29 protein-coding genes are annotated in these 24,507 nt (G+C 72.0%); 25 read left to right on the forward strand and 4 right to left on the reverse strand.

Annotated features, from left to right (window positions below; genetic code table 11):
* The first annotated feature begins 1 nt into the window (after position 1).
* The 7 genes from hrcA to cutA all read left to right on the forward strand — a co-directional run bounded on the left by hrcA (position 2) and on the right by cutA (position 5,833).
* Positions 2 to 1,009: a heat-inducible transcriptional repressor HrcA gene (gene hrcA, locus OJ962_RS28540; protein WP_202953893.1), complete on the forward strand. Its 1,008-nt coding sequence runs from the start codon at positions 2 to 4 to the stop codon at positions 1,007 to 1,009.
* Entirely contained in the window at positions 1,010 to 2,140 is a 1,131-nt protein-coding gene (gene dnaJ / locus OJ962_RS28545; protein ID WP_202953894.1) for a molecular chaperone DnaJ, read from the forward strand. It abuts the gene before it with no gap.
* Complete coding sequence (locus tag OJ962_RS28550) at positions 2,137 to 2,880, forward strand: 50S ribosomal protein L11 methyltransferase (protein ID WP_202953895.1); 744 nt, start codon at positions 2,137 to 2,139, stop codon at positions 2,878 to 2,880. Before dnaJ ends, OJ962_RS28550 begins: the two co-directional genes overlap by 4 nt.
* Positions 2,877 to 3,665 carry a 50S ribosomal protein L11 methyltransferase gene (locus OJ962_RS28555; protein WP_202953896.1) on the forward strand — a complete coding sequence of 263 codons (789 nt, stop codon included), beginning with the start codon at positions 2,877 to 2,879 and terminating at the stop codon, positions 3,663 to 3,665. The genes OJ962_RS28550 and OJ962_RS28555 overlap by 4 nt, the downstream gene beginning before the upstream one ends.
* A gap of 30 nt (positions 3,666 to 3,695) precedes the next feature.
* A complete protein-coding gene (locus OJ962_RS28560) occupies positions 3,696 to 4,649 on the forward strand; it encodes a pyridoxal-phosphate dependent enzyme (protein WP_202953897.1) in 954 nt (317 codons plus the stop codon).
* Between the two features lie 72 nt (positions 4,650 to 4,721).
* A complete protein-coding gene (locus OJ962_RS28565) occupies positions 4,722 to 5,513 on the forward strand; it encodes an EamA family transporter (protein WP_202953898.1) in 792 nt (263 codons plus the stop codon).
* A 5-nt stretch (positions 5,514 to 5,518) separates the two neighbouring features.
* Entirely contained in the window at positions 5,519 to 5,833 is a 315-nt protein-coding gene (cutA, locus tag OJ962_RS28570) for a divalent-cation tolerance protein CutA (RefSeq protein ID WP_202953899.1), read from the forward strand.
* On the opposite strand, the gene OJ962_RS28575 is transcribed toward cutA, so the two are convergent.
* On the reverse strand, positions 5,814 to 6,152 hold the full coding sequence (locus tag OJ962_RS28575; RefSeq protein ID WP_202953900.1) for a DUF192 domain-containing protein: 339 nt from the start codon (positions 6,150 to 6,152) through the stop codon (positions 5,814 to 5,816). The two genes, cutA and OJ962_RS28575, sit on opposite strands and share 20 nt — an antisense overlap.
* Before the next feature lie 41 nt (positions 6,153 to 6,193).
* On the opposite strand from OJ962_RS28575, the gene OJ962_RS28580 reads away from it, so the two are divergent.
* From OJ962_RS28580 to era, 4 genes are read left to right on the forward strand one after another with little or no spacing between them, the layout of a single operon-like run.
* Positions 6,194 to 6,622 (forward strand): GatB/YqeY domain-containing protein, encoded by a 429-nt coding sequence (locus OJ962_RS28580; RefSeq protein ID WP_202953901.1) that lies wholly within the window; start codon positions 6,194 to 6,196, stop codon positions 6,620 to 6,622.
* Positions 6,623 to 7,600 (forward strand): PhoH family protein, encoded by a 978-nt coding sequence (locus OJ962_RS28585; RefSeq protein WP_202953902.1) that lies wholly within the window; start codon positions 6,623 to 6,625, stop codon positions 7,598 to 7,600.
* A 52-nt stretch (positions 7,601 to 7,652) separates the two neighbouring features.
* The gene (ybeY, locus tag OJ962_RS28590) at positions 7,653 to 8,033 is read left to right on the forward strand and encodes an rRNA maturation RNase YbeY (protein WP_270006768.1); all 381 of its coding nucleotides are present in this window, start codon (positions 7,653 to 7,655) and stop codon (positions 8,031 to 8,033) included.
* A complete protein-coding gene (gene era, locus OJ962_RS28595; RefSeq protein ID WP_202953904.1) occupies positions 8,030 to 8,914 on the forward strand; it encodes a GTPase Era in 885 nt (294 codons plus the stop codon). The genes ybeY and era overlap by 4 nt, the downstream gene beginning before the upstream one ends.
* Here era and OJ962_RS28600 read toward each other — a convergent pair.
* The 3 genes from OJ962_RS28600 to OJ962_RS28610 form a co-directional block, all read right to left on the reverse strand.
* The gene (locus tag OJ962_RS28600; protein ID WP_270006769.1) at positions 8,888 to 10,255 is read right to left on the reverse strand and encodes a PH domain-containing protein; all 1,368 of its coding nucleotides are present in this window, start codon (positions 10,253 to 10,255) and stop codon (positions 8,888 to 8,890) included. The two genes, era and OJ962_RS28600, sit on opposite strands and share 27 nt — an antisense overlap.
* An 88-nt stretch (positions 10,256 to 10,343) precedes the next feature.
* Positions 10,344 to 10,790: a PH domain-containing protein gene (locus tag OJ962_RS28605; protein WP_202953906.1), complete on the reverse strand. Its 447-nt coding sequence runs from the start codon at positions 10,788 to 10,790 to the stop codon at positions 10,344 to 10,346.
* Positions 10,787 to 11,716: an ArsA family ATPase gene (locus tag OJ962_RS28610; RefSeq protein ID WP_202953907.1), complete on the reverse strand. Its 930-nt coding sequence runs from the start codon at positions 11,714 to 11,716 to the stop codon at positions 10,787 to 10,789. Before OJ962_RS28610 ends, OJ962_RS28605 begins: the two co-directional genes overlap by 4 nt.
* Between OJ962_RS28610 and OJ962_RS28615 the strand changes: the two genes are divergently transcribed.
* The 14 genes from OJ962_RS28615 to OJ962_RS28680 all read left to right on the forward strand — a co-directional run bounded on the left by OJ962_RS28615 (position 11,715) and on the right by OJ962_RS28680 (position 24,463).
* On the forward strand, positions 11,715 to 12,518 hold the full coding sequence (locus OJ962_RS28615) for a phytoene/squalene synthase family protein (protein WP_202953908.1): 804 nt from the start codon (positions 11,715 to 11,717) through the stop codon (positions 12,516 to 12,518). The genes OJ962_RS28610 and OJ962_RS28615 overlap by 2 nt on opposite strands.
* Positions 12,515 to 13,597, forward strand: coding sequence for an NAD(P)/FAD-dependent oxidoreductase (locus OJ962_RS28620; RefSeq protein WP_202953909.1), 1,083 nt, complete (start codon positions 12,515 to 12,517; stop codon positions 13,595 to 13,597). Before OJ962_RS28615 ends, OJ962_RS28620 begins: the two co-directional genes overlap by 4 nt.
* Positions 13,598 to 13,636: 39 nt before the next feature.
* Positions 13,637 to 15,001 carry a putative bifunctional diguanylate cyclase/phosphodiesterase gene (locus OJ962_RS28625; protein WP_202953910.1) on the forward strand — a complete coding sequence of 455 codons (1,365 nt, stop codon included), beginning with the start codon at positions 13,637 to 13,639 and terminating at the stop codon, positions 14,999 to 15,001.
* The gene (locus tag OJ962_RS28630) at positions 14,998 to 15,765 is read left to right on the forward strand and encodes a hypothetical protein (protein ID WP_202953911.1); all 768 of its coding nucleotides are present in this window, start codon (positions 14,998 to 15,000) and stop codon (positions 15,763 to 15,765) included. The genes OJ962_RS28625 and OJ962_RS28630 overlap by 4 nt, the downstream gene beginning before the upstream one ends.
* 14 nt (positions 15,766 to 15,779) lie before the next feature.
* Entirely contained in the window at positions 15,780 to 16,391 is a 612-nt protein-coding gene (gene hisIE / locus OJ962_RS28635) for a bifunctional phosphoribosyl-AMP cyclohydrolase/phosphoribosyl-ATP diphosphatase HisIE (RefSeq protein WP_202953912.1), read from the forward strand.
* Positions 16,375 to 17,832 carry an anthranilate synthase component I gene (gene trpE, locus OJ962_RS28640; RefSeq protein WP_202953913.1) on the forward strand — a complete coding sequence of 486 codons (1,458 nt, stop codon included), beginning with the start codon at positions 16,375 to 16,377 and terminating at the stop codon, positions 17,830 to 17,832. The genes hisIE and trpE overlap by 17 nt, the downstream gene beginning before the upstream one ends.
* A complete protein-coding gene (locus OJ962_RS28645) occupies positions 17,829 to 18,386 on the forward strand; it encodes an anthranilate synthase component II (protein ID WP_202953914.1) in 558 nt (185 codons plus the stop codon). Before trpE ends, OJ962_RS28645 begins: the two co-directional genes overlap by 4 nt.
* Positions 18,379 to 19,407, forward strand: a complete 1,029-nt coding sequence (gene trpD / locus OJ962_RS28650) for an anthranilate phosphoribosyltransferase (RefSeq protein WP_202953915.1) — start codon at positions 18,379 to 18,381, stop codon at positions 19,405 to 19,407. The genes OJ962_RS28645 and trpD overlap by 8 nt, the downstream gene beginning before the upstream one ends.
* The gene (gene trpC, locus OJ962_RS28655) at positions 19,404 to 20,195 is read left to right on the forward strand and encodes an indole-3-glycerol phosphate synthase TrpC (protein WP_202953916.1); all 792 of its coding nucleotides are present in this window, start codon (positions 19,404 to 19,406) and stop codon (positions 20,193 to 20,195) included. Before trpD ends, trpC begins: the two co-directional genes overlap by 4 nt.
* Positions 20,195 to 20,905, forward strand: a complete 711-nt coding sequence (locus tag OJ962_RS28660; protein WP_255525838.1) for a phosphoribosylanthranilate isomerase — start codon at positions 20,195 to 20,197, stop codon at positions 20,903 to 20,905. Before trpC ends, OJ962_RS28660 begins: the two co-directional genes overlap by 1 nt.
* Positions 20,886 to 22,082 (forward strand): tryptophan synthase subunit beta, encoded by a 1,197-nt coding sequence (gene trpB, locus OJ962_RS28665; protein ID WP_202953918.1) that lies wholly within the window; start codon positions 20,886 to 20,888, stop codon positions 22,080 to 22,082. Before OJ962_RS28660 ends, trpB begins: the two co-directional genes overlap by 20 nt.
* Positions 22,075 to 22,878: a tryptophan synthase subunit alpha gene (trpA, locus tag OJ962_RS28670; protein WP_202953919.1), complete on the forward strand. Its 804-nt coding sequence runs from the start codon at positions 22,075 to 22,077 to the stop codon at positions 22,876 to 22,878. Before trpB ends, trpA begins: the two co-directional genes overlap by 8 nt.
* Before the next feature lie 12 nt (positions 22,879 to 22,890).
* A complete protein-coding gene (locus OJ962_RS28675; RefSeq protein WP_202953920.1) occupies positions 22,891 to 23,055 on the forward strand; it encodes a hypothetical protein in 165 nt (54 codons plus the stop codon).
* A 148-nt stretch (positions 23,056 to 23,203) separates the two neighbouring features.
* A complete protein-coding gene (locus OJ962_RS28680) occupies positions 23,204 to 24,463 on the forward strand; it encodes a branched-chain amino acid ABC transporter substrate-binding protein (protein ID WP_202953921.1) in 1,260 nt (419 codons plus the stop codon).
* The last annotated feature ends 44 nt before the right edge of the window (positions 24,464 to 24,507 follow it).

Consider the following 24,507-nt stretch of genomic DNA (forward strand, 5'->3'; position numbering starts at 1 on the left):
CGTGCTTTCGCCCCGTCAGGCCCTCCTCCTCCGCAAAGTGGTGGACGGCTTCGCGCGGACCGGCCAGCCGGTGGGATCCAAGACGCTCGCCGCCGACCCGGACGTCACCGCCGGGCCCTCGACCATCCGCAACGAACTCGCCGTGCTCGAGGAGCGCGGGCTGCTCGCGCACCCGCACACGTCGGCGGGGCGGGTGCCGACGGACGCGGGCTACCGCTACTACGTCGACCAGCTGCTGCCGGAGGCGCCGCGCAAGGAGGAGCTGGGGCTCTCGCTCGTCCGCCGCGAGGTCGACGAGGCGATGAAGGTGACGACGGAGACGCTGTCGCAGGTCACGAACCTGCTCGCGCTGGTGACCGCGCCGCCGATCGCGACGACCACGATCCGCCACATCGAGGTGCTGCTGCTGCAGCCGCAGGTGCTGATGGTCGTGGTCATCACGTCGACGGGTGGGGTGTCGAAGAAGGTCTTCACGTTCGACCGGCCCGTGGACGCGGGGCTGGCGGACTGGGCCGGCTCGTACCTGAACGAGCGGCTCGTGGGCATCGGCCTCGGCGCGCGGATGTTGGGCTCGCGCCTGAGCGACCCGTCGCTGCCGGTGACGGAGCGCGCGTTCCTGATGGAGCTCGCGCCGGCGTTCACCGAGCTCGCGGAGACCGCGGACGACACGCTGTACGTGGACGGCGCGCACCGGCTGATCTCCGAGTACCGCTTCCAGGACGTGTCGCAGCTGAACGCGCTGATGGAGATGCTCGAGCGGCGCGTGTCGATGCTCGGCGTGCTCTCCACCGCTTTGAGCTCTCGCGGCGCGTACGTGCGGATCGGCGTCGAGAACGACGAGCCGGCGCTGCAGTCGCTCTCGCTGGTGGCGGCCAACTACGGTCTGCCGCAGCGCAACCTTGGAACCGTGTCGGTGATCGGGCCGACGCGGATGGACTATTCCCGCGCGATCCGCTCGGTGCGCGAGGCCGCGCACGAGCTGTCGCGCTTCGTCGAGGAGTTGTATTAGTTGCCCCGGGACTACTACGAAGTGTTGAGCGTGCCGCGTGATGCCGACGAGGCGACGATCAAGAAGTCGTTCCGGCGGCTCGCGCGCGAGCTGCACCCGGACGTCAACGCGCACGATCCGCAGGCCGAGGAGAAGTTCAAGGAGGCCGCCGAGGCCTACGAGGTCCTGAGCGACACCGAGCGCCGGCAGACCTACGACGCCTACGGGCACGAGGGCCTCAAGGGCGGCGGCTACCAGCCCAACTTCCAGGACTTCGGGTCCATCAGCGACCTCTTCAGCGCGTTCTTCGGGTCCGGCGGGTTCGACACCGCGTTCGGTGGCACGCGCATGCGCGGCGGCGCCGTGCAGGGCGGGGACGTCGCGCTGGCGGTGCAGATCTCGCTCCAGGACGCGGCGCGCGGCGCCGAGGTCGAGGTCACCTACGACGCGACCGCGCTGTGCGAGACCTGCCACGGCAACGGGGCGGAGCCGGGCACGCCGATCGTCACCTGCGACAAGTGCCGCGGCGCGGGCCAGATCCAGGCCGTGCAGCGCACGCGCTTCGGCCAGATGGTGCGTACGGCGCTGTGCGACAAGTGCGGCGGCGACGGCAAGATCGCCGAGCAGCCCTGCCACACGTGCGACGGGCGCGGGATGGTCGCGCGCGAGCGGCGGGTGAAGGTGGACATCCCGGCCGGCATCGCCGACGGGCAGCGGATGCGGATCACGGGTCGCGGCCACGCCGGTGAGCGTGGCGGGCCTCCCGGCGACCTGTACGTGGTCGTGCGCGTCCGCGAGGACGAGCGCTTCCTGCGCGACCGCGAGGACCTCATCACCGTGGTCGACGTGGCGGCGCCGCTGGCCGCCCTGGGCACGACGATCCAGGTGCCGACGCTGGACGGCGAAGTGCCGTTGGAGGTGCCCGCCGGCACTCAGCCGGGCGAGACGATCGTGATGGCGGGGCGCGGCATGCCGCCCGTCGGGCGCGGGCGCACCGGGGACCTGAAGGTCGTCGTGAACGTCGTGATCCCACGCCGGCTGTCCAAGAAGCAGAAGGACCTGATGGAGAAGCTCGCGGAGTCCATGACCGAGGACAACCTGCGCGAGAACGAAGGCATGATCGCGAAGCTCAAGCGGGCGCTGGCCGGGTGATCCGGATCGGCTTCCGGGTCCGGGCGCAGGATGCGGAAGTCGCCTATGTCCGGCTGGAACCGCTGCTCGCCGCGGGTTTCGAAGAAGTCGCGGATGGCGAGCATGTGGAGCTTGTGGTCTATGGCAAGGACGTGCCCGATGTGTCGTTCCCAGAGCTGGTCTCAGTGTCGCGGACGCTGATCGCCGATGGTTGGAGCACCGCCTGGCACGAGCACCTCGCGCCGGTGACGGTCGGCTCGGTGACGGTCCGGCCGCCGTGGCTGCCCGGGCCCGGGCTCGTCGTCGACCCGGGCGACACGTTCGGGCTCGCGTCGCACCCCACGACGCAACTGTGCCTCGCGCTGCTGCAGGAGCTCCCGCCGACGGCGCTGGCCGACTGGGGCTGCGGGTGCGGCGTGCTGGCCGCGGTCGGCGCACAGCTGGGGTTCACTCCGGTGGCGGGCTATGAGCTGGACCCCGCAGCGGTCGAGACGGCCCGCGGGAACGGTGTCGAAGCGCACGTCGCCGACGTCACCACGGGTGTGCCGTGGGCGCGCACCGTCGTCGCGAACCTGACGGCGGCGTTGATCGCGAACATGGGTGGCCAACCCGCGCCGACGGAGCCCGCCACGGTCGTCATGTCGGGCGTTCTGGTCGCTCACGCGGACGTCCCGATCGCGACGTTCGGTCCGCTCGGCTTCGTCGAGCGTGAGCGGCGCGAGCTGGAAGGGTGGGCCGCGGTCGTGATGGAGGCCGCGTGATCCGGCTGGCCGTGCGGGTCCGGCGCGAGCACGCCGAGGTCGTGCTCCTGGACCTGATGGCCTTCGCGCCCGGCGGGTTGGAGGAGATCGAGGACGGCGACTTCGTCGAGTACGTGCTCTACGGCGCGCCCGGCGAGTTGCCCGAGATCGGCGATGTGCGCGCGGCCGCCGGGGACGCGGTGGTGGACGTCTCCACGAGCGAGGTGCCGGACGTCGACTGGCACTCGTTCCACGTGCCGATCGATGTAGGACCGATTCGTGTGCGTCCGCCGTGGCACGAGCCGCGCGACGGCGCGCTCGACGTCGTGATCGAGCCGGGCCAGGGCTTCGGCACCGGCTCGCACGCGACCACCCGGCTGACGCTGGAGCTGCTGACCGAGCTCGAACCGGAGGGCGCGCTCGCCGACTGGGGGTGCGGCAGCGGCATCCTCGCGATCGCGGCCGCGAAGCTCGGTTGGTCGCCGGTGCTCGCGTGCGACATCGAGCCCGAGTCCGTGGCCGAGGCGATCGAGAGCGCACGCGTGAACGAGGTCGAGCTGGAGGTCACGCGCTGCGACGTGCGCGCCGGAGGGCCACCGGCGCCGACCGTGCTCGCGAACCTCGTCCGCCCGCTGCTCCTGCAGGTCGCCCAGAACCTGAGCACGGTGCCCGACCGGCTGATCGTCAGCGGCCTCGAACTGGACGAGGTCGACGAGGTCCTCGCCGCCTTCGCCCGGCACGGCCTCACCCAACGCGCCCGCCGCGAGGGCGGCGGCTGGGCCGCGATCGAGCTCGTCCGGACCTGAAGCGGGACTGTCCCGCTTTAGGATTGAGGGGTGATCACGCTTGACGACGTCCAGGCCGCGGCGCGGCGGCTCGACGGGGTCGCGCACCGCACCCCGGTCATCACCGCGCAGGCGCTCGACGAGGCGACCGGTGCCGCGCGGGTGCTGCTCAAGGCCGAGAACCTGCAGCGCGTCGGCGCGTTCAAGTTCCGCGGCGCCTACAACGCGGTCGCGTCGCTGAGCGACGAGGACCGCCGCCGCGGGGTGGCGGCGGTGTCGAGCGGAAACCACGCGCAGGCCGTCGCGCTGGCCGCGCGGTTGCATCAGATCCCGGCGGTGATCCTGATGCCCGAGGACGCGCCCAAGGGCAAGCTGGCGGCGACCTCCGGCTACGGCGCCGAGATCGTGCCGTTCGACCGCTACGCCGTCGAACGCGACGAGCTGCTCGAGGAGCTGGTCGCGGCGCGCGGGCTCACGCCGATCCACCCGTACGACAACGTGCACGTGATGGCCGGCCAGGGGACCACCGCGTTGGAGCTGATCGAGGACGCCGGACCGCTCGACGTGCTGCTGGTGTGCCTCGGCGGCGGCGGGCTGCTGTCGGGCTGCGCCACGGCGACCGCGGCGCTGTCGCCGGACACGCGCATCATCGGCGTCGAGCCGGAGGCGGGCGACGACTGGGTGCGCTCGCTGGCCGCGAACGAGATCGTCCGCATCGACGTCCCGCGCACGATCGCCGACGGCCAGCAGACACCGGCGCCGGGCGAGCTCACGTTCCCGGTGGTGCGGAAGCTGGTGGACGAGGTCGTGACCGTGTCCGACGCTGAGATCGTCACCGCGATGAAGCTGCTGTTCGAGCGGGCGAAGGTCGTCGCCGAGCCCAGCGGCGCGTCCGCGTTCGCGGCGTTGTTGGCGGGCAAGGTCGACGCGAAGGGGCTGCGCGTGGGCGTGACGATCTCGGGTGGGAACGTCACCGCCGCGCGGTTCGCGGAACTGGTCGGCTAGCGCCGTGGTCGGAGCGCCGGCCGCCCGGCAGGAGCCGCGCAGTGGACGGCTTCCTCGGGGCGGCCTGCGGGGGTGAGCGCGGCCGCGCTCGTGATCGTGCTCGGCTCCGCGGTGCTGCACGCGGGCTGGAACGCGCTGGTCGCAGGCGCGCGCGACACGCACGCGACCGCCGCCGTCGCGATGCTCACCGGGGTCGCCGTGTTCGCGGTGCCCGCCGCGCTCACGTGGCGCTTGGAGGCCGAGGCGTGGCCGTACATCGCCGCTTCGGCCGGGCTCGAGCTGGCCTATTTCGCGTTGCTCGCCTCGACCTACAGCCGCGCGGACTACTCGTTCGCCTACCCGGTCGCGCGCGGGGCGGCGCCGGTGCTCGTCCTGCTGGTCAGCGTCGTCGCGCTCGGCGCGGACGTCTCGGCGCTCGCGATCGCCGGCATCCTCGCCGTCACCGGTGGCGTGTTGCTCGTGCGCGGCGTCGGCACGGAGGCCGTTGACGCGACGAGCCTGCTGTTCGCGCTCGGCGTGGGCGCGTGCATCGCGGGCTACACGCTCGTCGACGATCACGGCGTCGAGCACGCGGCGCCGATCCCGTACTTCGTGGTCGTGCTGCTCGCCGCCGCGATCCCCTACGCGGCCGTCGTCGGACCCGCCCGCCTGCGCGGCGCCGTCGACCGGCGCTCGCTGCCCGCGGGCGGCGCGATGGCCGCCGCCTACATCCTCGTGCTGGCCGCGCTCGAACGCGCCCCCGCCGCGCCCGTGGCCGCGCTGCGGGAGACCAGCGTCCTGCTGGCCGGCGCGGGTGGCGGGCGCCGCCGGCTCGCGGGCTCGCTGCTGGTCGCGCTCGGCATCGCCGCCGTCGTGCTTGGATAGGCCACGTGCCCACGCCGATGCTGTGCCTCGTCACGACGCCGCGCGCCGACGCGGCGCGGATCGCCGACGCGATCGTCACCGCACGCGAGGCCGCGTGCGTGAACATCGTCCCGACCGTCGACTCGGTCTACTGGTGGGAGGGGAAGGTCGAGCGCGACGAGGAGGCACTGCTCGTGGTCAAGACGACCGAGGAGCGGCTCGACAGCCTGCGCACGCTGCTCGACGAGATCCATCCGTACGACGTGTTCGAGCTGGTGGCGACGGCGATCGACGCCGGCAACGACGCGTACCTGCGCTGGATCACGGCGTCCGTGCGATAGCGGCGACGAACCCGGCCGCGCAACCGCCGCGGACCTCGATCACCGACCGGGCCGCCAGGCACGTGCGAAACCGGCGCGGTCGCACCGCCTCGTCCACCCGCACGACCGCGCCGGACCGGTCCAGCCAGATCAGGTCGAGCGCGAATCGCATCCCGAACGTGTGCACGGACCGGCACGGCGCCAGTTCGAGCCCGACGTCGGGCGGCATCTCGTCCATCCGCGACAGCCCTTTTCCTCGCGTCGCGCGGGTTCGAGCCGCGGCGATCCGCAGCCCACCGGGGAGTTCACGGGCTGGTAAGGCGTCCAGTCGTGCGACCACGGAGGAGAATGCTGCCGGATCGCGACGTACACTGAATGGTGTTGCAGATAGCCGAGCGCATCAGAGCGGACGTGACCACCGCCATGAAGGCGGGGGAGCGCGATCGCGTCGCGGCGCTCCGGCTGATCCTGTCCGAGCTCCAGAAGGCGGAGAAAGAAGGCGGGGCGGACGAGCAGGCCGTCCTGCGGCGCGAGCGCAAGCGGCGCCGGGAAGCGGAGGAGACCTTCCGCGCGAACGGCCGGGCGGAGCTCGCGGACAAGGAAGCCGCGGAGGCCGAGATCATCGAGGCCTACCTGCCGCAGGAGCTGTCGGACGCGGAGCTGGAAGCCCTCGTCAACGCGGGAGTGGAGGCGACCGGAGCGTCGTCCCCGCGCGACATGGGCCGGGTGATCAAGCACGTGATGGAGGCCGCCGGCGGCCGCGCCGACGGCAAGAGGGTCTCGACCAAGGTGAAGGAAGCGCTTTCCTAGATGGCACGTAGGCAGCTGGAGGTATCGAACGAGGTCGCGGCGGAGCTCGCCGGCTCCCGCGACGCCGCGCTGCGCACGCTGGAGGAGCAGCTCGACTGCGAGGTGTTCCTGCGCGGCAACATCGTCACGCTGGACGGTGAGGCCGAGGCGGTGCAGGTTGGCGCGACCGTCATCCGCGAGCTCTCGGCGATGGTCGAGCGCGGGCACGACATCGGGCCCGCGACGGTCGAGGCCGTCGCGCGCGTGCTCGAGTCCAGCGAGTCGCCCTCGCGCGTGCTCGAGGACGTCGTGTGGCGCCACCGCAACCTGCGCGTCGCCCCCAAGTCCGTCAACCAGAAGCGCTACGTGGACGCGATCCGTCGCTCGACGGTGACCTTCGGCGTCGGCCCGGCCGGCACCGGCAAGACGTTCCTGGCCATGGCGATGGCCACCGCGGCCCTGTCGCGCCGCGAGGTCAACCGCATCATCCTCACGCGGCCGGCGGTGGAGGCGGGCGAGCGGCTCGGCTTCCTCCCGGGCGACCTGATGGCCAAGGTGGACCCGTACCTGCGCCCGCTGTTCGACGCGCTCAACGACATGATGGACCCCGAGCGCGTGGCCACGCATCTCGAGAAGGGCGTGATCGAGGTCGCGCCGCTCGCGTTCATGCGCGGCCGGACGCTCAATGACTCGTTCGTGATCCTGGACGAAGCCCAGAACACGACGCCTGAGCAGATGAAGATGTTCCTCACCCGCCTCGGCTTCGGCTCGCGGATGGTCGTGACCGGCGACGTCACGCAGGTGGACCTGCCGCGCGACCAGAAGTCCGGCCTCGTGGTGGTGGGCGACATCCTCAAGGAGGTCGAGGGTGTGGAGTTCGTGCGCTTCGGCGGCGACGACGTCGTCCGCCACAAGCTCGTGCAGCGGATCGTGGAGGCCTACGACCAGCATGCGGCCGATCAGCCGTCCGGTCTGCGGCCGGCAAGACGTACCGCTTGAACGCGAAGTCGAGACACCCCCGCCGCCCCACCCCGATCATCCGACCTGGACATTGTTAGAGGTTGACGTGATCGGCAGCGCGCTCCCGCGGGAGCGCGTCGAGGAGGCGGTGGGCTACGCCGCCGCCTCCGCGGGCATCTCCGAGGGTCACGTCGCGGTGTCGTTCGTGACGCCCGAGCGGATCGCCGAGCTCAACGAGACCTGGCGCGGGAAGGAAGGCCCCACTGATGTCCTCTCCTTCCCGATCGACGAGGACGACGAGGACCCGCTCGGCGAGCGTGAGCTCGGCGACGTCTTCATCTGCCCCGAGCACACGGTGGACCTGATGGAGGCCGTCGTCCACGGCGTGCTGCACTTGACGGGCATGGACCACGAGACCGACGAGGGCGAGATGCTCGCGCTGCAGGCCGAGATCATGGGGTGGCTGCGATGACCCGTTCCGGCTTCGTCGCGCTCGCCGGCCGGCCGAACGTCGGCAAGTCGACGCTCGTGAACGCGATGGTCGGCCGCAAGGTCGCGATCGTGTCCGACAAGCCGCAGACGACGCGGCGTGCGATCCGCGGCGTCGTCACCACGCCGGAGTTCCAGCTCGTGCTGACCGACCTGCCGGGCGTGCAGAAGCCGCGCGACGCGCTGACCTCCCGCATGCAGAAGCGGGTGGAGACGGAGCTGAGCGAGGCCGACGCCGCGCTGTTCGTGGTCAATGGCGACCAGGGCATCGGCGGTGCCGGGGACCGCTTCATCGCCGAGGCGCTCAGCCAGGCGAGGGTCCCGATCGTCATCGCCGTGAACAAGATCGACCGGATGAACCACGACAAGACGGTGAAGTCGCTGGTCCTCACGGAGGAGCTCGGCCTCCCCGAGGCCGACGTGTTCCCGATCTCCGCCCGCACGGGCAAGGGCGTGCCCGCGCTGGTCGACCATCTCGCGAGCCTGCTCCCCGAGGGCCCGTTCTACTTCCCGCCCGAAGACCACTCCGACCAGCCCGAGGACGTCCTGCTGGCCGAGCTCGTCCGCGAGCAGGTGCTCCTGCGCACCCGTCAGGAGGTCCCGCACGCGGTCGAGGTCCAGGTCGAGGAGATCGAGGAGCGCGACAATGTGACCGCGGTCCGCGCGATCATGTGGGTGGAGACCGAGTCCCAGAAGGGCATCCTGATCGGCCACCACGGCCGCATGATCAAGTCGATCGGCACGGCCGCGCGCAAGGAGATCGAGCGCGAGCTGGCCGACCACGTCCACCTGGACCTGTCCGTCCGCGTTCGCCGCTCCTGGCGCGCCGACGACGCGCTACTGGACCGGCTGGGGATCACGTAGCGCGCTGCGCGCGTCTGTCGCTTCCAGGTGGCGGATGCGCGCGGTGGTGCTCTTCCCGAACGCCACCGCCAGCGTGGCGAGCTGCGCCCGGCGCTGGAACGGGTTCTGGGAGACGGTGTGCGACTCGCGCAGCCGCGCGGGCGCGAGCACGGTCGTGCGCGCGATCAGCAGCGAGCGCACGGCGAGCCGGCCGTCCGCGACGTGCCAGCCCGCGTCGCGCCAGCGCGCCCAGCCGTAGAGCGAGACCACGAGCGCGATCACCGACCACGGGCCCAGCAACAGCCACCCGCCGATCGTCAGTGCGAGCGCGACCAGCGCCGGAACGAGCACGTAGCGGCGCAGCGCACGCCGCGGCGGGCGCTCGACCACCAGCTCGTCCGCGAACTCGGGCAGGAACTCGTCCAGGAACGCGCGCACGTCGCGCACGCGCAGGACGGGGAACAGGGTCCGCGCCGCGCTCGCCTCGTCCGCGTAACCCGTGACCTCGACGGTGAGGGCGCACAGGCCGAACGGGCGCCGCAGCAGGCCCTCCACCACCCGCACGGCGCGCACCCGGCCGACCGGCACGGTCGCCTCGTTGCGCGAGATCAGGCCGCGCCGCACGCGCAGGCGCTCCTGATCGCGTACGAGCGTGAAGCCGCCGAACGCGATCACCGACCCCGCGATCGACAGCAGCCACGCGAGCGCCAGCAGGCCGACGACGACCAGCACGGCGGCGGTGACCGACTGGGGGAGGAAGCGCACGGCGTCCTCCTGCTCGGACTCGCCGACCTGGCCGACCACCTGGCCGAGCGCGGCCACGACCGGCACGAGCACGCCGAGCTGGCCCGCCGTGAGCGCGGTGATCGCCAGCTCCCGGCCCGTCAGGCGGCGCGAACGTCCCGTCTCCTCGACCGCCGCGACCGGGACGGCTCCAAGCCGCGCGGCGCGCAGGTCCTCCACGGCTTCGGGCGCCAGCGCGGGCAGCGCGACCTCGCCGCCCTTCTTGCCCGCGCCGGTCTGCACGTCGACGGCGAACACGCCGAACGCGCGCTGCAGCGGGCCCTGGTGGACGTCCAGGCCCTCGATGCGCTCGAGCGGGACCTTGGTCTCACTGCGGCGCAGCAGCCCGGTGTGGTGGTGGACGGCGGCCTCGTCGATCCACCACCTCGTCGTGCTCCAGCGCACGTAGCCGCTCACGCCCGCGATCACGAGCCCGGCGCCCGCGAACGCCGCCGCCCGAACCAGCTCGCGGGCCTCGAACTCGCCGCCCAGCAGCGGCATGACGACGATGATCAGCAGCGGGAACAGGCCCTGGCGCAGCGCGGCCGCGGAGTACACGACCAACGCGGCCGGATGCAACCGCCGACGCTCGGCCGGCGGCCTCGCGCCGGTGGGAGCACTCGCCCCGGGGGCTCGTTCTCCCGCCTGGAGCTGGGTGCCGTCGGGATCAGGCATCCTCGTCGTCGGTCTCCGCGCGGGCGGCGATCCGCTCGCGCAGCTCCTCCGCGTCCGCCTGGGCCAGCAGCGGGATCGTGTGCGAGCCGGCGGCGTTGAACACGTTCACGGTCGCGAGGTCGAACGCCTGCTCGAACAGGCCGCGCTGGGTCTCGACGTGCTGGACGCGCACCCACGGGATCAACGTCCGGCTGACCGTGAGCGCACCGTGCTGGATGTCGATCCCCTCCTCGGTGAGGTCCCACCGCCAGCGCCGCCAGCGCAGCTCGGGAACGACGATCACCCACGCCGCGCCGAGCACGAGCGGGCCGATCCACGGCCACGGACCCGCCCCGTCCACGGCGAGCGCGACGATCACGCCCGCGATCAGCACCAGCAACCAGAACACCAGCGCGGACAGCCGCCAGACGCGGCGCGCGATGGGGGAGAGCGACCTCATGCGAAAGCGTCGGCGAGCTGGTGGTAGTGGTCGCGCTCCAGGTCGGACTCGAAGACGAACGGCAGCGAGGTGACCGGCGCGTCGGTCGCGCCCTCCAGGCGCCGCACGTGCGCGCGCTGGGCCTTCACCCGCTCGTGCACCTCCAGCGCCGCCCGTACGGCGCCCTCGCGCGGGGCGGCGCGCAGCTTGGTCACGTCCGCCGAGGAGAAGCGCTCGGGCCACATCGCGTTCATCACCACGGCGTCGAAGGAGAGACCGATCTCACGCTGCAGCCGCGCCTCGAGCTCGATCGTCTCGGTCACCGGCATCTCCTCCGGCAGGGCCACACCGACGTAGGCCGTGCGGGCCGGGTCCGAGAGCAGCTCCGAGACCTTGTACGCCTGGCGCCGGATCGGGCCGACACGCGCGATCTCGCCGAACGTCCGCGGCGTCGTGAGCATCCCGATCCCGTGCCCGGACGCGGGCGCGTCGACCACCACGAGGTCGTAGGTGCGGTTGCCGGAGCTCCAGCGCTGGGGCTGCGCGAGCTCCCACACCTTCGCGATCGTGATCAGCTCCTTGGCGCCCGGCGCGGCCGCCACGAAGTACTGGAACGCGTGCGAGTGCCCGAGCACCTTCAGCGCCGTGCCGCCGACCTGCTTGGCCAGCCACTCCTCGAGTGCGGCCTGCGGGTCGATCGTGATCGCCCACAGGCCCTCGGCCAGCTCGACCTCCTGCTCGGAGCGCACGCCCTGGCGCGCGAAGGCGCGCGACATCCGGTCCTGCTCGGCGACTTCGCACACGATGGTGCGCCGGCCGGTGCGCGCGGCGGCCAGCCCGAGGGCGGCGGCGACGGTCGTCTTTCCGACGCCGCCCTTGCCTGTCACGTAAAGAACCGAGCGATCTCGCAGCAGCGCGTCCACGTAGGGCACCCTAGTGGGAGGCATGGATTCAGCGGTACGGCACGGATACGAGACGGCGCAGCGGATGCTCCGGCGCCACGACCCGACGTACTACCTCGCGACGCGCCGCCTGCCCGCTGCGCTGCGCCCCGCGACATACGCTCTCTACGGCTACGTGCGCGCGGCCGATCAGCTCGTCGACGGGCCGCGTCGCCCGGCCACGGCTCAAGCCCGCCGCGCCGCTCTGGACGCGTGGGAGGCGCAGCTCGCGGCGCCGACGCACCCGCTCGCGCTCGCGCTCGCGGACGCCGCCGCCCGCCACCGGCTCCCGCTGGAGGAGCTCGCCACCTACATGCGCTCGATGCGCACGGACTGCGAGCCGCCGATCCGGATCGAGACCTACGACCAGCTCGCCACCTACATGGACGGCTCCGCCGGCACCGTGGGGCGGATCATGGCCGCGCTGCTCGGCGTCCCGCCCGACCACCACGGCGACCTGGGCCGGCTCGGCGTCGCGTTCCAGCTCGCGAACTTCATCCGCGACGTGCGCGAGGACCAGAGCCTGGACCGCATCTACCTGCCCGCCGAGGACCGCGCGCGCTTCGGCGTGACCGACGCCGACCTCGCCGGCTCGAGCCCGCGCCTGTGCGCGCTGCTGTGCCACGAGGCCGAGCGCGCCCGCGCGCTGTTCGCGGCCGCCGCGCCCGCGATCGCCGCCGCGCCCGCCTCGGTCCGCCCGGGGGTGCGCCTCGCCGTCGCGCTCTACCGCCGGATGCTCGACAGCCCGCGCCCGACCGGCGTCCGTGTCTGGCACGTGCCGGGCGCCGCCCTCGAGACGCTGCGATGAAGCGCGCCACGCTGCGCGGCGCCGAGCGCACGCCGCTCGACGAGCGGCCGGACGTGCTCATCTGCGGCGCGAGCTTCGCCGGGCTCGCGCTCGCACGGGAGCTGCGCGGCAGCGGGGCGGACGTGCTGATCGTCGACCGCTACGAGATCGGCGAGCGGGCCACGAGCGCGTGCGCGGCGCCGACGCCGTGGCTGCACGCGATGGGGGTGGAGCGCAGCATCCGGCAGGAGATTCCGTGCATGGCGTTCCACACGCCGCACGGCTCCGCGCGCTTCCGGCTGCCGTGGAGCTGGTCGAGCTTCGACTACCGGACGCTGTGCGAGGAGCTGTTCGCCCAGGCCGACGCCCGCTTCGCGATCGCCAAGGTCGAGGGCCGGACCGGCCGCACGGTCCACACCGACCGTGGGGACCTCACGGCGCCGTTCATCGTCGACGCGCTCGGCTGGCGCCGCGTGCTCGCCACCCACTACCAGCCGCCGGAAGCGCCGCTCAGCCGCGGTCTGGAGGTCCACCCGCACGGGGAGGGCACCGACCTCGACGTCTGGATCGACCGCTCCCTCGTCCGCTACGGCTACGCCTGGAGCGTGCCCGCCGCGGGTGAGCAGCGGATCGGCGTCGGCTCCTACGAGCCGCGCCACCACGTCAAGGCGCCGACCCAGGACATCGCGCGCCGCCTGGACCGCGAGGCGGTGCGCTACCAGGGCAACTGGTTCCCGCACAGGCTGCGGGCCGCGACCGAGGACGGCGTCTTCTTCGCCGGCGACAGCGCCGGGCACTGCCTGCCGCTCTCTGGCGAGGGCATCCGCACGGCGTTCTACTTCGGCATCGCGGCCGCGCGCGAGATCCGCGCCGCCCACGCCGGCGCGCAGACCCGCGAGCAGGCGCTGGCCCACTACCACGCGTTCTCACACCGGCACCGCCCGGTGTACGAGCTCGCGCGCGGGCTCCAGCACGCGATCCCGCGGCTGCCGCCGAAGCTGCTCGCGCGCGCGCTGAGCGTCACGGGCCGCGAGCGGCCGTGCCGGCGGCTGTTCGGCTGGTATCTCACGCTCGCCGACCCAAAGTTCGCAAACCCTTAGGCGACGGCGCCTGCGGACGATCGAGGAGGGGAGTCCCACGTGTCGACCCTCGTCTTCCACAGCCGCCCCGGATACGACGCCCTCACCGGACTCCCGGACCGCGCCGCGTTCCTCGCCGGCCTGCGCGCCGCGCTCGGCCGTGAAGCGCCGCTGGCCGTGCTGTTCCTCGACCTCGACGACTTCAAGCTGATCAACGACGGCTTCGGGCATGAGGCCGGCGATCGCCTGCTGATCCAGGTCGCCCAGCGCCTGCGCGGCGCCGTGCACGACGGTGACCTCGTCGCGCGGCTCGGCGGCGACGAGTTCACCGTCCTGTGCGCCGACACCGACGAGGCGGGCGCGACGATCTCCGCGGGCCGCATCCGCGGCGCGCTGTCGGCGCCGTTCGACGTCGGCGGCCAGCGCCGGCACGTGCGCGTGAGCATCGGCTGCCGCGTCGCCGCACCGGGCGAGGACACGCCCGACGCCGTCCTGCGCGACGCGGACACGGCCATGTACCAGGCCAAAGCGGGCGGCAAGGACCGCGTCGAGCTGTTCAGCGACGAGACCCGCGCCAAGCTGTTGCGCCGCCTGGACCTCGAGCAGCGCCTGCGCGCGGCGATCGAGGACGAGCAGCTGACCGTCGCGTTCCAGCCGCAGATCGACCTCAGCAGCGGCCATCTCGTCGGCGCGGAGGCGCTCGTGCGCTGGAGCGAGGCCTCGCCCGCGGAGTTCATCCCGCTCGCGGAGGAGACGGGCCTGATCGCGCCGCTCGGCGAGTTCGTGCTGCGCACCGCCACGCGGACGCTCGTCCAGCTGCACGCCGACGGGCTCAAGCCGCTCACGATCACGGTCAACGTCTCCACGCGCCAGCTCGAGGACCCGGAGTTCGCGCGGATCGTCCAGCAGGCGCTCGGGGAGGCGGGCCTGGAGCCGCGCCACCTGTGCCTGGAGCTGACCGAGTCGGCGCTGATGATGGCCCGCAGCGAGGCGCTCGACGCCCTGCGCGAGTGCAAGGCGCTCGGCGTCTACGTCGGCATCGACGACTTCGGCACGGGCCACTCCAGCCTCGCGCGCCTGCGCGAGTTGCCGGTGGAGGTGCTCAAGGTCGACCGCTCGTTCGTGGACGGGCTCGGCACCGAGCCCGAGGACTCGGCCGTGGTCGCCGCGATCCTCAGCCTCGCGCACGCGCTCGGACTGCACGTGGTGGCCGAGGGCGTGGAGACGCCGCTGCAGGCCGACCAGCTGATCGCGCTCGGCTGCGCCGTCGCCCAGGGCTTCCTGTGGTCGCCCGCCGTGCCGGCCGACGAGCTGCACACGTTCAGCGCGGTCGCCACGACCGCCCGCCGCGGGCATCGCGGTGAGAAGAGCCTGGTGGACGAGATGATGCACCAGCTCGGGATCGCCAAGGAGACGCGCCCGTGACGCTGCTCACCGGCCTGCTCGCGCTCGTCACCGGCCTCGCCTACACCGCGCTGGCGCTCGTCACCGGCTACGAGCTGGTGCGCCACCGCGCGCGCGGCTTCAGCCACTTCGGCGTCGCGTTCCTGGTGATGGCGCTCACCTGCGGCCCGCACCATCTGGTCCACGCCCACCGCCACCTGCTCGCGGGGTACGCCGCGCACGGGCCGCACCTGGCCGCGCTGGCGCTCGGCTGCACGCCCGCGGTGGTCTTCATCGCCCTCCGGGCCGAGGCCCTGCTCGGCGGGCGCGGGGACCGGCTGATCGTCCGCACCCCGCTGTGGCTGCAGGCGCTGCCGATGCTGATGGCGGCCGCCGCCGGCGCGACGCTGTGGGAGGGCATCCGCCACGCCCACGGTCACGGCGTGGACCTGCGCGCGCTGATCCCGAACCTCGTCCTGTTCGCCAACTACATGCTCGTCGGCGTCTTCACCGCCCGGACGCAGGTCGCCCGGCGGCCGCTGCTCGGCGGCTGGTCGCTGTCCGGCGTCGCGATGGGCGGCGTGTTCTTCACCTGCGCCGGCTCGCACCTGCTGGCCGGGATGATGATGCAGGCCGACGCGTGGAGCGTCGCGCTGGACAACATCGGCGTGCCCGCGTCCTTCTACTTCCTGTGGGCCGTGCACCGGCTGCACAGCGGCTCCGCCCGCGACTGGAACCGCCGCCCGCTCGTCGGCCGCTCGGCTCCGCTGGGCCGCCGATCCCCGTGGGCGGATAACGTCGCCTAGACTGCACGCTCCGAATGGAGCCTCCCAGTCCAGACTCACTCCGCTTCGATGACCGCGGCCTCGTTCCGTGCGTCATCCAGGATTGGCGCTCCGGCGAAGTCCTGACGCTCGCCTACATGAACGAGGAAGCGCTGCGCCTGTCCCGCGAGACCGGCGAGCTGCACCTGTTCAGCCGCAGCCGCAACGAGCTCTGGCACAAGGGCGCGACGTCCGGCAACACGCAGGCCGTCAAGGCGCTGCGGTTCGACTGCGACAACGACGCCGTGCTCGCGCTCGTCGAGCCGGCCGGTCCGGCCTGCCACACCGGGGCGCGCACGTGCTTCCACAACGGCGACCTGCAGGCCACCCCGCACGAGGCGCTGCCCGGGCTCGAGCGGACGCTGGTCGACCGAAAGCTCAACCCGCAGGAAGGCTCGTACACGAACCGGCTGCTGGCCGACCCGCCGTTCATCGGCGAGAAGGTCGAGGAGGAGGCCGAGGAGGTCGCGCGCGCCGCGCGCGAGGAGACCGACGAGCGCGTGGCCAACGAGGCCGCCGACGTCCTCTACCACCTCACGGTCCTGCTCCACAGCCGCGGGCTCACGCTCAAGGACGCCGAGGAGGTGCTGCTTGACCGCCGTCGCTGAGCATCTGGAGGTGTCGCCGACCCTGGACGAGGCGCGCGCCCTGACCGGGGACCACAACCTGATCCCGGTCACGCACTCGTTCATCGAGGACTGCGAGACGCCCGTCTCCGCGTTCCTGAAGCTGCGCGGGGACGGCCCGGCGTTCCTGCTGGAGTCCGCCGAGCAGGGCCAGCAGGTCGGCCGCTTCTCGTTCATCGGCTGGCGGCCCAAGCAGGTGATCCGCTGGAGCCTCGGCGACGAGGGCAGCCCGTACGCGATCGCCGGGGACGCCGTGTCGCAGGTCCGCCAGGCCGAGATCGCCGGGCTGCCGCCGTTCGCGGGCGGCGCGGTCGGCTTCTTCGGCTTCGACTGCGTGCGCGCCGTCGAGCGCCTGCCCGAGCCCAACCCGGACGTGATCGGCCTGCCGGACATGGCGCTGATGCTCACCGACGTGATCGTCGCCTTCGACCACCTGCGCCACACGGTCACGATCCTGGCCAACGCCTATCTGGACGAGGACACCGACGTCGACGCCGCGCACGCCCGCGCGGTCGAGGCGATCCGCCAGGTTCGAACCCGGCTGGCCGGCCCGCTGCCGCCGCTGGAGACCCACGCGGCGCGGCCCGATCCCGCGTTCGAGTCCAACATGAGCCGCGAGACGTTCGAGGGCAACGTCGCGCGCATCATCGAGTACATCCGCGCGGGCGACGCCTACCAGGTGGTGCCCAGCCAGCGCTGGAGCGCGCCCAACCCGGTCGAGCCGTTCAGCATCTATCGCGGCCTGCGCGCGGTGAACCCGTCGCCGTACATGTACTTCCTCGACTTCGAGGACTTCCAGATCGTCGGCGCGAGCCCGGAGCCGCTGCTGACGGTCAACGGCCGCTACGTCAGCACCCGTCCGATCGCGGGCACCCGGCCGCGCGGGGAGGACGACGCCGCGATCGCCGCCGAGCTGCTGGCCGACGAGAAGGAGCGCGCCGAGCACGTGATGCTCGTCGACCTCGGCCGCAACGACCTCGGCCGCGTGTGCGAGGCGGGCAGCGTGCACGTCGAGCGCCTGATGGAGGTCGAGACGTACTCGCACGTCATCCACATCGTCTCCCAGGTCGCCGGCACCCTGAAGGAGGACGTGCGCGCGATCGACGCGCTGGCGTCGGTGCTGCCGGCGGGGACGCTTTCGGGCGCGCCCAAGATCCGCGCGATCGAGATCATCGACGAGCTCGAGCCCGTCAAGCGCGGGGCCTACGGGGGCGCGGTCGGCTGGCTCTCCTACGCGGGCGAGCTGGACACGTGCATCTGCATCCGCACCGTCGTCACCAAGGACGGGCAGGCGCACATCCAGGCTGGTGGCGGCACCGTCGCCGACGCGCGCCCGGACTACGAGTACGAGGAGTCGCGCGCGAAGGCCGCGGGCGTCGTGAAGGCGATCGAGCTGGCGGCGAAGCAGGCGGCGTGGCCATGAAGGTCCTGATGGTCGACAACTACGACTCGTTCACCTACAACCTCGTCCAGTACCTGGGCGAGCTGGGGGCCGACCTCGAGGTCGTGCGCAACGACGTGGCCACCGTGGACGAGCTGCTGACCAAGGACTACGACCGCGTGGTGGTCTCGCCCGGGCCGTGCACGCCCAACGAGGCCGGGATCAGCGTCGAGGCCATGCGCCGCTTCCCCGAGGCCGGGATCAAGACGCTCGGCGTCTGCCTCGGCCACCAGTCGATGGGCCAGGCGTTCGGCGGCAAGGTCATCCGCCATCTGCCCGTGCACGGCAAGACGACCGAGATCACCCACGATGGCCAGGGCATCTTCGCCGGGCTCCCGAGCCCCTTGCCCGTCGCGCGCTACCACTCGCTCGTCGTCGACGCCGAGCTGCCCGAGTGTTTGGAGGCGACCGCCCACGGCGGCGGCGTGCTGATGGCCATGCGCCACAAGACGCTGCCCGCGATCGGTGTCCAGTTCCATCCCGAGTCCGTGCTCACGCCGGACGGCAAGCAACTGCTGCGGAACTTCCTTGCCTAACAAGATCCTCACCGCGGCGCTGGACGCCCTGGCGTCGCGCCGGGACCTCACGTCCGAGCAGACGGCCGCCGTGCTGGCCGAGATCATGGGCGGCAACGCGTCCGAGGTCGAGACCAGCGGCATCCTGATCGCGCTGCGGACCAAGGGCGAGACGATCGACGAGCTCGTCGGCCTGGCCACGACGATGCGCGAGTTCGCGACGCCCGTCACGGCCGCCCGCGACGATCTGATCGACACGGCGGGCACCGGTGGGGGTAGGCCCACCTTCAACGTGTCGACCACCGCCGCCCTGATCGCCGCCGGCCACGGCTGCGCGGTCGCCAAGCACGGCAACCGCTCCGCCACCGGCCTGTCGGGTTCCGCCGACGTGCTGGAGGCGCTCGGCGTGCGGATCGACCTCAAGCCCGACGCGGTCGGGCGCTGCATCGACGAGGTCGGCTTCGGCTTCATGTTCGCGCCCGCGCACCACGGTGCCACGCGCTTCGTGGTCCCGGTGCGCAAGGAGCTCGCGGTGCGCACGATCTTCAACTTCCTCGGGCCGCTGACCAACCCGGCCGGCGCCAAGCGCCAGGTGATCGGCGTCTCGGACCCGAACTTCCTGGAGCCGATCGCGGGCGCGCTCGCCCGGTTGGGTGCGGACAAGGCACTGGTAGTGTCGAGCACCGACGGTCTGGACGAGATGAGCACGTCTTCGACAACGCGCGTCGTCGAGGTCGACGGCGAGGACGTCCGCGCCTACGAGGTCGCCCCGGAGGACCTGGGCATCGCCCGCGCGGAGCCGACCGCGCTCGGCGCCGGCACGCCGGACGTCAACGCCGGCATCACCCGCAGCATCTTCGCCGGTGACCGGGGCCCGGCGCGCGACGTCGCCGTGCTCAACGCCGGCGCCGCCATCTACGTCTCCGGCACCGTGGACACCCTCGAGCAAGGCGTGCGCGCCGCCGAGGCCGCGATCGACGACGGTCGCGCCGCGGCCGCCCTGGAAAACCTTGTGAACCTGACGAAGGAGCTGGCGCCGTGAGCGTCCTCGACCGGATCGTCGACGACACCCGCGACGAGGTCAAACGCCGCAAGAAGGAGCTCCCGATCAAGGAGCTCAAGAAGCAGATCGAGCGGCGTTCGGACGGCGCGCGGCCCTTCAGCGAGGCGCTCACGCGGCCCGGCGTGTCGCTGATCGCCGAGCACAAGCGGCGCTCGCCGAGCGCGGGGTTCATCCGCGAAGGCTCCGAGGTCAAGGAGGTCGTGCAGGCCTACGAGCGCGGCGGGGCGGCGGCGCTGTCGATCCTGACCGAGCCGTTCCACTTCGCGGGCTCGCTCGACGACCTGCGCGAGGCGCGCACCGCCGCGCGGTTGCCGATCCTGCGCAAGGACTTCATCGTCCACCGCTACCAGCTCTACGAAGCCGCGGCCGCGGGCGCCGACGCGATCCTGCTGATCGTCGCCGCGCTCGACGTCAAGGACCTGTCCGAGCTGCTGCACGAGGCGCGCGAGCTCGACCTGGACGCGCTGGTCGAGGTGCACAACGAAGAAGAGCTGGAGGCCGCGCTCGAGATCGAGGCCGACGTGCTCGGGATCAACAACCGCAACCTGTCGGACTTCAGCGTCGACATCGAGCGCACCTACGAGCTGCTGGCGGACATCCCGGCGGGCAAGACCGTGGTGAGCGAGTCTGGCTTCCGCACGCGCGACCAGCTCGACGAGCTCGAGCGCGTGGGCGTCGACGCGGTCCTGATCGGCGAGACGCTGATGCGCGCGCCCGACATCGAGGCCGCGGTGCGGGACCTGACGGGCTTCGCCGAGCTGACGTGATGCACGTCAAGGTGTGTGGCATGACCCGGCTCGAGGACGCCGAGCTCGCGGCGTCACTCGGCGCGTGGGGGATCGGCTTCATCCTGTGGCCCGGCTCCAAGCGCCACGTGGACCCGGCCGTCGCGGCGGGGATCGCCCGCGTGCTGCGGCGCCAGGTCGAGCTCGTGGGCGTGTTCGTCAACCAGCCGCTGGACGAGATCGCGGGGTGGGTGGACACGATCGGCCTCACCTACGTGCAGCTGCACGGGGACGAGGGCCCGTCGTTCTGCCAGGCGGTCACCCAGCGCACGGGCGCGAAGGTGATCAAGGCGGCGCGGATCGCGCACGCGGCGGACCTCAAGGACATGGACCGCTTCCACACCGACCTGCACCTGCTCGACACGCCGGCCAAGCCGGGCGAGTACGGCGGCACGGGCAAGACGTGGGACTGGAACCTGCTCAAGCAGCGCCGGAACAAGATCCCGTTCCTGCTCGCGGGCGGCCTGAACGCCGACAACGTGGCCGAGGCGATCGCGACCGCGCATCCGTGGGGGATCGACGTGGCCTCCGGGGTGGAGTCGGCTCCGGGCGTCAAGGACCCCGCGAAGGTCGAAGCGCTGTTCGCGGCCGTAGAAGGCGACACTCGTCCGGAGGACTCGGTCGCTGGGAGCAGCTCGCCCGGCGGGCTCGTGCTCCCGCCGCAAGGAGGCAATGAACGTGTCGGCAGTTGAGCACCGCTTTGGCCCGTACGGCGGGCAGTACGTCCCCGAGACGCTGATCCCGGCGCTCGTCGAGCTCGAGGCCGCGTGGGTGGCCGCGCGCGAGGACGCGGGCTATCGCGCCGAGCTCGACGCGCTGCTCAACGACTACGTCGGCCGGCCCTCGCCGCTGTATCTGGCGAGCCGCTTGAGCGAAGAGGCCGGGCACGCCGTCTATCTCAAGCGCGAGGACCTCAACCACACGGGCGCGCACAAGATCAACAACGCGCTCGGCCAGACGCTGCTGGCCAAGCGGATGGGCAAGACGCGGATCATCGCGGAGACCGGCGCGGGCTCGCACGGCGTCGCGACCGCCACGGCGTGCGCGCTGCTCGGGCTGGAGTGCATCGTCTACATGGGCACCGAGGACATGCGCCGCCAGCAGCCCAACGTGCTGCGCATGGAGCTGCTCGGCGCGCGCGTCGCGCCCGTGGACGCAGGGTCGCGGACCTTGAAGGAGGCGGTTTCCGCCACCATCCGCGACTGGGTCTCCAACGTCTCGGACACCCACTACGTGATCGGCTCCTGCGTCGGCCCCGCGCCGTTCCCGGCGCTCGTGCGCGACCTGCAGCGCGTGATCGGCGACGAGGCGCGCGCGCAGATCCTGGAGAAGACCGGGCGGCTGCCCGACCGCGTGATCGCCTGCGTCGGCGGCGGCTCGAACGCGATCGGCACGTTCACGGGCTTCGTCGAGGACGCGTCCGTGCAGCTGATCGGCGCCGAGGCGGCGGGCGAGGGCATCGAGTCGGGCCGGCACGGTGCGCCGCTCACCGTCGGCGGCCGCGGCGGCGTCCTGCACGGCTCCTTCAGCGCGATCATGCAGGACGAGGACGGCCAGATCCTCGAGGCCCACTCCATCAGCGCGGGCCTCGACTATCCCGGCACCGGCCCCGAGCACGCGTACCTGCGCGACACGGGCCGCGCCCACTACGCGGGCGTGACCGACGGCGAGGCGCTGGCGGCGTTCAAGCGCCTCGCCGAGCTGGAGGGCATCATCCCCGCGCTCGAGTCCGCGCACGCCGTCGCCTGGGTGCTCGCGGCGGGCCGCGAGACGGCCACGGAGGACACGGTCGACCTGATCTGCCTGTCCGGCCGCGGCGACAAGGACCTGGCCGAGGCGCTCGACAAGCTGGGCCTGACGCATGAGTGACGGCGCGACGCGCATCGCCGCCGCGTTCTCGGACTCCGGGCGCCGCGCCGCGCTCATGCCCTACCTGATGGCGGGCTTCCCCGACATCGACACGTCGGTCCGGATCGCGACCGCGTACGCGGACGCCGGCGCGGACCTGCTCGAGCTCGGCGTCCCGTTCTCGGACCCGCTCGCGGACGGCCCGGTCATCCACGCCGCGGCGACGCGGGCGCTCGAGAGCGGCGCCACCGTGCACAGCGTGCTCGAGGCCGGAACGCGGATCGCGGAGCAGATCCCGGTCGTGCTGATGGTCTACGTCAACCCGATCCTCGCGCGCGGGCCCGAGCGCTTCGCGGCCGAGCTCGCGCAGCGCGGCATCAGCGGACTGATCGTCCCGGATCTCCCGCTCGAGGAGTCCGAGCCGATCCTCGCCGCGTGCGACGCGCACGGGGTCGCGCTCGTGCCGCTCGTCGCGCCGACCACGCCGGACGACCGGATGGCCACGATCGGACGGACTGCGCGTGGATTTGTCTACACGGTCTCGGTGACCGGGACGACCGGTGAGCGTACGTCCAACCAGTCCGATCCGGCCACGCTCCTTGCCCGCGTGAAGGACCACAGCACGGTTCCCGTCGCGCTCGGGTTCGGCATCTCCAATGGCGCCCAGGCGAAGGCCGCCGCCGACGCCGGGGCGGACGGCGTGATCGTCGGCTCACGGCTCGTCCGCGCGGTCGCGGAAGCGGTCGATCAGGGTGCGGATCCCGCATCCGCAGCGGGATCCGTGGTGGCCGAACTCGCTGACGCCCTGGTCCGCTAGCCTCTGGCGGACATGGGGATCTTCCTTGCTCTCATCGCTGGTCTGGTGCTCTGGGTCGTGCTCTGGGGCGCGAGCCTGATGAAGTCGTTCGACGCGTTCCTCATCGCGATGGCGTTTCCGCTGCTGGCGGCGACGTTCGCGATCGTCGTCAAGTACCTCCCGCGCGGCAACGATTAAGCGCGCGTTGTAATCGCGCTAAGCCCCTCCCGGGACCGCACGTTCCGCTGGGTTGCGGTCTACGCTGTTGCACGCCTGATCGGGGCATGCGTAGAATCGCCGCCCGAATACGAGCCTCATGAGGAGGGGTTCTTTGCGTTCTAAGTACATGGCAGCGACGAGCTGCCTGCTCGCCGCGCTTGCGCTCGGCGTAGCAGCGTGTGGGGATGAAGAGGAGCCGACGCCTGGCGGCGAAGGCAACGAGCAGACGGCTGAGGGCAAGGACCTGACGATCTACTCGTCGCTGCCGCTCCAGGGCGCTTCGCGCGTCCAGACGGAGGCCCTCGTCAACGGCGCCAAGCTGGCGCTCGAGCAGGCCGGTGGCAAGGCCGGCCCGCACAGGGTCAAGTACGAGTCGCTGGACGACTCGACGGCCCAGGCCGGTTCTTGGACGCCGGAGGCGGAGTCCGCCAACGCGCTCAAGGCCGCTCAGGACGAGGCGACCGCCGTCTACATCGGCGCGTTCAACTCGGGCGCCTCGAAGGTGTCGATCCCGATTCTTTCGGAGGCGGGCGTCCCGCAGATCTCCCCGGCCAACACGTACGTGGGTCTGACCACGAACGACCCGGGCTCCGAGCCGGGCGAGCCGGACAAGTACTACCCGACGGGTGACCGCACGTTCGCGCGCATCGTCCCGAAGGACACGATCCAGGCTGCGGCCCTCGTCACGCTGATGAAGACGGACGGCTGCACCAAGGTCGCCATGACCAACGACAAGGAGGTCTACGGCGCCGGCCTGGCTCGCGTCATCGAGCTGTCCGCCAAGGAGCAGGGCCTCGAGCTGACGAGCAACGACGCGATCGACAAGAACGCGTCCAACTACCGCTCCTTGGCCCAGAAGGCCAAGGCGGCCGGCGCTGACTGCTTCGTCTACTCGGGCATCACCGCCAACAACGCGGTCCAGCAGTTCAAGGACTTCGCGGCCGCCCTCGGCTCCGACGCCGGCCTGTACGGCCCGGACGGCGTCGCCGAGACCGGCTTCGTCTCCGAGAAGGACGGCGGCATCCCGGCTTCGCTGAACCCGCAGGTCAAGGTCACCGTCGCCACGCTGTCCCCGGACCAGTACCCGCCGGAGGGCCAGGAGTTCTTCAAGCAGTTCACGGAGAAGTACGGCGTGGACAACCCGGACCCGTACGCGATCTACGGCTACGAGGCCATGAAGCTGGCCCTCGACGCCATCGAGCGCTCCGGCACCGGCGAGAAGGCCGACATCAAGAAGGCCATCTTCGAGACCAAGGATCGCGCTTCGGTGCTCGGTACCTACTCGATCGACGAGAACGGCGACACGACGCTCACCGACTACGGCGCCTACAGCGTCAAGGACGGCGAGCTGACGTTCGACCAGACGATCAAGGCGCAGGCGGGCTAAGCACCCAAGTGGCCATAGGCCACCGCCCCACATAGGCGTATGCT

Origin of the sequence: Solirubrobacter deserti (genome assembly GCF_027587175.1) — a bacterium.
Lineage (GTDB): Bacteria > Actinomycetota > Thermoleophilia > Solirubrobacterales > Solirubrobacteraceae > Solirubrobacter > Solirubrobacter deserti.

Coding starts and splice junctions, on each gene's coding strand:
- OJ962_RS28605 (WP_202953906.1), bottom strand. CDS start 10,790: ATGAGGTCGCTCTCCCCCATCGCGCGCCGCGTCTGGCGGCTGTCCGCG.
- OJ962_RS28645 (WP_202953914.1), top strand. CDS start 17,829: ATGAAGGTCCTGATGGTCGACAACTACGACTCGTTCACCTACAACCTC.
- OJ962_RS28610 (WP_202953907.1), bottom strand. CDS start 11,716: ATGCCTCCCACTAGGGTGCCCTACGTGGACGCGCTGCTGCGAGATCGC.
- OJ962_RS28675 (WP_202953920.1), top strand. CDS start 22,891: ATGGGGATCTTCCTTGCTCTCATCGCTGGTCTGGTGCTCTGGGTCGTG.
- OJ962_RS28620 (WP_202953909.1), top strand. CDS start 12,515: ATGAAGCGCGCCACGCTGCGCGGCGCCGAGCGCACGCCGCTCGACGAG.
- OJ962_RS28585 (WP_202953902.1), top strand. CDS start 6,623: ATGGCACGTAGGCAGCTGGAGGTATCGAACGAGGTCGCGGCGGAGCTC.
- OJ962_RS28660 (WP_255525838.1), top strand. CDS start 20,195: ATGCACGTCAAGGTGTGTGGCATGACCCGGCTCGAGGACGCCGAGCTC.
- OJ962_RS28680 (WP_202953921.1), top strand. CDS start 23,204: ATGGCAGCGACGAGCTGCCTGCTCGCCGCGCTTGCGCTCGGCGTAGCA.
- hisIE (WP_202953912.1), top strand. CDS start 15,780: ATGGAGCCTCCCAGTCCAGACTCACTCCGCTTCGATGACCGCGGCCTC.
- era (WP_202953904.1), top strand. CDS start 8,030: ATGACCCGTTCCGGCTTCGTCGCGCTCGCCGGCCGGCCGAACGTCGGC.
- OJ962_RS28615 (WP_202953908.1), top strand. CDS start 11,715: ATGGATTCAGCGGTACGGCACGGATACGAGACGGCGCAGCGGATGCTC.
- trpA (WP_202953919.1), top strand. CDS start 22,075: ATGAGTGACGGCGCGACGCGCATCGCCGCCGCGTTCTCGGACTCCGGG.
- trpB (WP_202953918.1), top strand. CDS start 20,886: ATGAACGTGTCGGCAGTTGAGCACCGCTTTGGCCCGTACGGCGGGCAG.